The organism is Streptomyces sp. OR43 (genome assembly GCF_008042275.1).
GTDB lineage: Bacteria > Actinomycetota > Actinomycetes > Streptomycetales > Streptomycetaceae > Streptomyces.
The window spans coordinates 2,291,340-2,297,222 of record NZ_RDBK01000043.1 but is presented as its reverse complement, the minus strand read 5'-3'; the positions used below and the strand labels follow the sequence as shown (position 1 = coordinate 2,297,222).

The window sequence follows — 5,883 nt, the reverse complement described above, 5'->3', positions numbered from 1 at the left end:
CCCTAGTTGGCGTTGAGGAGCTTGAGTTCCGGGTGCGCCGTGCCGCCCTCGATCGCGGTGGACGAGATGTGCGAGACGACGCGCTCGTCGACCGGGTCGTTCGCCGGGTCGTCGTGGACGACGAGGTGCTCGTACGTGGTGGCGCGCTGGGCCGGGACGCGGTCCGCCTTGCGGATCAGGTCGATGATCTCCAGCCGGTTGGAGCGGTGCTTGGCACCGGCGGAGGAGACGACGTTCTCCTCCAGCATGATCGAGCCGAGGTCGTCCGCGCCGTAGTGCAGCGACAGCTGGCCGACCTCCTTGCCGGTGGTGAGCCAGGAGCCCTGGATGTGGGCGACGTTGTCCAGGAAGATCCGGGCGATGGCGATCATCCGCAGGTACTCGAAGAGCGTGGCCTGCGTCTGGCCCTTCAGCTTGTTGTTCTCCGGCTGGTACGTGTACGGGATGAAGGCACGGAAGCCTCCGGTCCGGTCCTGCACGTCGCGGATCATGCTCAGGTGCTCGATGCGCTCGGCGTTGGTCTCGCCGGTGCCCATCAGCATGGTGGAGGTCGACTCGACGCCGAGGCCGTGGGCGATCTCCATGATCTCCAGCCAGCGCTCGCCGGACTCCTTGAGCGGGGCGATCGCGGTGCGCGGCCGGGCCGGGAGCAGCTCGGCTCCGGCGCCCGCGAAGGAGTCGAGACCGGCGGCGTGGATGCGGCTGATGGCCTCCTCTGCGGAGACCTTGGAGATCCGGGCCATGTGCTCGATCTCGGAGGCGCCCAGCGAGTGGATGACCAGCTGCGGGAACGCCTTCTTGATCGCGGAGAAGTGCTCCTCGTAGTACTCCACGCCGTAGTCGGGGTGGTGTCCGCCCTGGAACATGATCTGCGTGCCGCCGAGCTCGACCGTCTCCGCGCAGCGGCGCAGGATGTCGTCGAGGTCGCGGGACCAGCCCTTGGCGGTGTCCTTCGGCGCGGCGTAGAAGGCGCAGAACTTGCACGCCGTGACGCACACGTTCGTGTAGTTGATGTTGCGCTCGATGATGTACGTCGCGATGTGCTCCGTACCGGCGTAGCGGCGCCGGCGTACGGCGTCCGCGGCCGCGCCCAGGGCGTGCAGGGGCGCCGACCGGTAGAGGTCGAGGGCCTCCGCCGGAGTGATCCGGCCGCCTTCGGCGGCTCGGTCGAGGATGGGCTGGAGGTCGGCCTTCTCGGTCACCGGGCTGTCACCTTTCGGCGGTTTTTCAACGGATCTACGGACCGGTTCAGCGTACGCCAGCCCTGCTCCGGGTCATTGGCCGGACCGGGTCAGCGTGCCGTACGGAAGTCCGGCGCCCCGTTCGTCCGACCGGTACCGCAGGGTTCCGTCGGCCGCGAGGGTGAAGTGGACGTCGGCGACGGTGCTCGTGCACAGGCCCGCGGTGCTGGGACGGTCCGGGTCGGCGCGTTCCCGCAGCGTCAGTTCCCTGTCGGTGCCGGAGGTGAGGGAGGCGACGCTGTTGCAGCTGACCTCGACGCCGAGGGTGGAGATCGTCGTGTTCATCGTGACGACGTCGGCGCCCTTCTTCCCTTCCTTGAACACCGCGGTGAGCGTGCCGTGCGGCTGGCCGCTCGTCTTCTCGGTGACCGGCCCCTTCCAGGTGCCGAGGAAGCCCTCGGGGACCTCGGCGACCTGCCCGGCGCCGCCGGTGGCGGAGGCCGTGGGTCTGGGTGTGGGTGTGGGTTCCTTGTCGGAGGGGGTGGCGGCGGGGGCCGTGCCGGTGTCGGTGCCGCCGTGCTCAGCCGTGTGGGAGCCGCTGCCCCCCGGCACCAGGTCGAAGAGGAAGGCGCTGCCCACGGTCACGGCGGCGAGCGCGCCGGCCACCGCGAGGGCGACGGTGCAGCTCAGCCGCCGTCCGCCCCGCTCCCCCGGCCCGGACTCGGTGCTCACGCCGACGCTGAACCGGGGGTCGGGAGTGCGCTGCCCGGGCAGCCCGCCCGCCCCGGCGGTGGGCGGATACGGCGGCGGGGTCGGGCCCGGCGTGGCGTACGGGCCCGCTGCGGGGTACGGGCCGGCCGTGGGCGTCGGGCCGGCCGTGGCGTGCGGTTCGACCGGCGGGCCGAACACACCGGGGGCGGCGCCCCCGTTGAAGCCGGACGACGCGTGGGTGAACGGCACCGGCCCCGACTGCACCGGCGCCTCCTGCGGTTCCAGGTCGAGCAGCGCGACCGCCGACCGGCTGACCTCGCGCACCAGCGGACCGGGCAGCCAGCCCGCCGCCACCGCGGCCGCCGCACCGCCGGGCACCAACTGCCGGGCGAGCTCCGCGGGAGTGGGCCGGCGGGCCGGGTCCTTCGCCAGGCAGGAGGCGATGACGTCACGCAGCCCGCCCTCCAGCTCACCCAGCTCGGGCTCCTCGTGCACGACCTTGTAGAGGAGTACGGCGGAGGAGTCGCCCAGGAACGGAGCGGACCCGGTCGCCGCGTACGCCAGCACCGCGCCCAGCGAGAACACGTCGGCCGAGCCCGAGACGTCCAGACCGCGGATCTGCTCCGGCGCCATGTAGCCGGGCGAGCCGACCGAGACGCCGGTGGAGGTGAGCGAGGCGGTGGCGTCGATGGCCCGGGCGATGCCGAAGTCGATCAGCCGGGGGCCGTCGAGAGCGAGCAGCACGTTGGACGGCTTCACGTCCCGGTGGATCAGGCCCTGTCCGTGGACGGCGGCCAGTGCCTCGGCGAGCCCGGCGCCCAGGGTGCGTACCGCCTGCTCGGGCAGCGGCCCGTGCTCGGTGACGGCTTCCGAGAGCGGCGGCCCGGCCACGTAGCCGTGGGCCACCCACGGCACGGGGGCGTCCGGGTCGGCGTCCAGGACGGGTGCGGTCCACTGCCCGCCGATCCGCCGCGCCGCGTCCACCTCCAGCCGGAACCGGGCGCGGAACTGTTCGTCGAGCGCGAAGTGCGGGTGGACGACCTTGACCGCGACGGTCCGGCCGCCCGCGCTGCGCCCGAGATACACCCGGCCCATGCCGCCGGCCCCGAGGCGGCCGAGCAGCCGGTAGGCACCGATGCTCAGCGGTTCGCCGGCTTCGAGCGGCTGCATATGAGGACTCCCCTTGTGGACCGGCCGGACCTCCGACCGAAGCCTAGGGGCGAAGGTCATCGGGTCACAGGGGAAACCATCCGCCGATTTCGTCCCCAAGGGAACGAACGACGCCATTCACCACAACAAAAGGCGTGAATGTGCCGTTCCCCGGTTCGATTACGGGAGGGATCGGAGACGTACTCCCGAGCCCTCCCGCCGATCGGCCATTCACCGCGAATTCACCCGAATCGATATCCGTATCCCTACGGCCCGCACATCGGCACGGGTTCCGACTTGCCGGCGGCCGGCACGCGGCGGGAGAGCCCGTGAGTCGTCAGCCGTCGAGCAGTTCCACGTTCACGTCCGCCGGGAAGCCCGTGGTCGGGCCGGTCCGGCGGGCGAACTCCGTGACGCCGGCCAGCTGCGCGGGGCCGAAGCGGAAGTCGAGGGTCGTGAAGTAGCGCTCCAGGACCTCCGCGTCGAAGGCCTCCCAGCGCGCGGCCTGCTCCGCGACCTTGGTGACCTCCTCCAGGGACACGTCACGCGAGGCCAGGAACGCCTCGTGCACCTTCTTCACCGCGAGGGGCTCGGCCGCCAGGTAGTCCTTGCGCGCGGCCCAGACGGCGAAGACGAACGGCAGTCCCGTCCATTCCTTCCACATCGCGCCCAGGTCGTGGACCTGGAGCCCGAGCCGCGGGGCGTCGTGCAGGTTGGCGCGCAGCGCGGCGTCACCGATGAGCACGGCGGCATCCGCCTCCTGCATCATCAGGCCGAGGTCGGGCGGGCAGGTGTAGTAGTCCGGCGTGACGCCGAACCGCTCCGCGAGCAGCAGCTGCGCCAGCCGTACGGAGGTCCGGGAGGTCGAGCCGAGGGCCACCCGGGCCCGGTCGAGGTCCTCCAGGGGCCGCTGCGACACGATCACGCACGACATGACGGGCCCGTCGCACCCGACCGCGATGTCGGGGAAGGCGACCAGGTCATCGGCGTTGCGCAGGAACTCCACGAGGGTGACGGGACCGATGTCCAGGTCGCCTCTGATCAGCTGCTCGCTGAGCTTCTCCGGGGTGTCCTTCGAGAGCTCCAGATCGAGCAGGGTTCCGGTGCGTGCGAGCCCCCAGTAGAGGGGAAGGCAGTTGAGGAACTGGATGTGGCCGACGCGCGGCCTGCTGCGACGGTCGTCGCCTGCGACGGTTGAGACGGTTGAATTGTCCACATCGCGAGGCTAGACCCGCGACCGGCGGACGGCCTCACCGGGGGCGCGCGGCGCCGCACCGGCCCCTCTTCCGGCGCTCCGGGAATGGCCGACGAAGGGGCTCGGAAGGGGCACGGAAGGTCTCTCGGGAAGGGGTCGGGAGTCACCCGGAAGGACCATCGCGAGCGCTCATCCGCACGGCCGCCAAACATCCGATTGAAGTGATCTTTCCCTCTACCGTTCCCCACATGCTGCGTGCTAGGCTCATCGCCAAGTTGCAGTTTGGTTTCCCTTGCAGTACAGAGCCTGCGGAGCATGTAACCCGCAGGCTTTTGTAGTTTTCAGACTTCTTTGCAGGTTCTGGAGCAGGGCAACCCTTTGGCCCAAGGAGGGCTTATGGCTACCGGAACCGTCAAGTGGTTCAACGCTGAAAAGGGCTTCGGCTTCATCGCCCAGGACGGCGGCGGCCCGGATGTCTTCGTCCACTACTCCGCGATCAACGCGTCCGGGTTCCGCTCCCTCGAGGAGAACCAGGTCGTGAACTTCGACGTCACTCAGGGACCCAAGGGTCCGCAGGCTGAGAACGTCACCCCGGCCTAGTTGCCCGGGTCGGCCGATCGCGGCCGGTAACGCAGTACCCAAGGAGCCCCGCTCCCCCGCTTCGGCGGAGGAGCGGGGCTCCTGCCTGTATGGGGGCGCGCACCGGTCCGCAGCGACGACGCTTGACCTTGACGCCGTGTGAGGCCTTGCACTGGGAGACATCATGTTCACCATCGGAGACTTCGCCAGGTACGGGCGGGTGTCGGCCCGGATGCTGCGTCACTACGACGCGGTCGGGCTGCTGCACCCCGACCGCACCGACCCGGCCACCGGCTACCGCTACTACGGCGCCGCCCAGCTCGCCCGGCTCAACCGGATCATCGCCCTCAAGGATCTCGGCTTCACGCTCCAACAGGTGCGGGCCGTCCTCGACGAGGAGGTGGGCCCGGAGGAGCTGCGCGGAATGCTGCGGCTGCGACGCGTGGAGCTGGAGGCGGCGATGGCCGCGGCGGCGGCCCGGCTGGCCCAGGTCGAGGCGAGGCTCCGGTCGATCGAGAGCGAGGGACACATGTCCGTTGACGATGTCGTGATCAAGAGCGTGCCGGCGGTTCGCGTCGCGGAGCTGACCGCCGTGGCCGCGGGGTACGGCCCGGAGGACATCACGCCGGTGATCAGCCCGCTGTACGAGCGGCTGTTCCCGCTGCTGGACGAGGCCGGGGTACGCCCCACGGGCCCGGGAATCGCCCGTTACGCGGACGCCCCGGAGGGTGGCGGCGCGATCGTCGTCCATGCCGGGGTGACGGTCTCGGCCCCGGTCGGGCCGCTGGGTGACACCGGGGTCACGGTGGTCGAGCTGCCGCCGTTCGAGGCGGCGACGATCGTCCACCGGGGCTCGATGGACGGGATCCTGCCGACGGCGCAGGCCCTGGCCCGGGGGATCGAGGCGAGCGGCTACCACTCGACGGGGTACGCGCGGGAGATCAGCCTGGAGTGCCCCGAGGACCGGGAGAAGTGGGTCACGGAGCTCCAGGAGCCGGTGACCCGGGCCTGAGGCCTGCGGGGAGGGGTGGGGCGGCCCGCGTATGGTCCGCCCCACCCCTCCCCGCA

Annotated in this window: 5 protein-coding genes; 2 read left to right on the top strand and 3 right to left on the bottom strand. The window is 71.0% G+C overall.

Annotated elements, in window-relative coordinates:
* Positions 1–2: 2 nt before the first annotated feature.
* The 3 genes from mqnC to EAO72_RS29220 all read right to left on the bottom strand — a co-directional run bounded on the left by mqnC (position 3) and on the right by EAO72_RS29220 (position 4,257).
* The gene (gene mqnC, locus EAO72_RS29230; RefSeq protein ID WP_148020145.1) at positions 3–1,202 is read right to left on the bottom strand and encodes a cyclic dehypoxanthinyl futalosine synthase; all 1,200 of its coding nucleotides are present in this window, start codon (positions 1,200–1,202) and stop codon (positions 3–5) included.
* Between the two features lie 72 nt (positions 1,203–1,274).
* Positions 1,275–3,062, bottom strand: a complete 1,788-nt coding sequence (locus EAO72_RS29225; protein WP_148020144.1) for a serine/threonine-protein kinase — start codon at positions 3,060–3,062, stop codon at positions 1,275–1,277.
* A 316-nt stretch (positions 3,063–3,378) separates the two neighbouring features.
* Complete coding sequence (locus EAO72_RS29220; protein WP_148020143.1) at positions 3,379–4,257, bottom strand: menaquinone biosynthetic enzyme MqnA/MqnD family protein; 879 nt, start codon at positions 4,255–4,257, stop codon at positions 3,379–3,381.
* Positions 4,258–4,632: 375 nt separating this feature from the next.
* Here EAO72_RS29220 and EAO72_RS29215 point away from each other — a divergent pair, with 375 nt between their 5' ends.
* Both EAO72_RS29215 and EAO72_RS29210 read left to right on the top strand, forming a co-directional pair.
* Entirely contained in the window at positions 4,633–4,836 is a 204-nt protein-coding gene (locus EAO72_RS29215; protein WP_003967102.1) for a cold-shock protein, read from the top strand.
* Positions 4,837–4,999: 163 nt separating this feature from the next.
* Positions 5,000–5,827, top strand: coding sequence for a MerR family transcriptional regulator (locus EAO72_RS29210; protein ID WP_148020142.1), 828 nt, complete (start codon positions 5,000–5,002; stop codon positions 5,825–5,827).
* The last annotated feature ends 56 nt before the right edge of the window (positions 5,828–5,883 follow it).

Coding starts and splice junctions, on each gene's coding strand:
- EAO72_RS29225 (WP_148020144.1), bottom strand. CDS start 3,062: ATGCAGCCGCTCGAAGCCGGCGAACCGCTGAGCATCGGTGCCTACCGG.
- EAO72_RS29215 (WP_003967102.1), top strand. CDS start 4,633: ATGGCTACCGGAACCGTCAAGTGGTTCAACGCTGAAAAGGGCTTCGGC.
- EAO72_RS29210 (WP_148020142.1), top strand. CDS start 5,000: ATGTTCACCATCGGAGACTTCGCCAGGTACGGGCGGGTGTCGGCCCGG.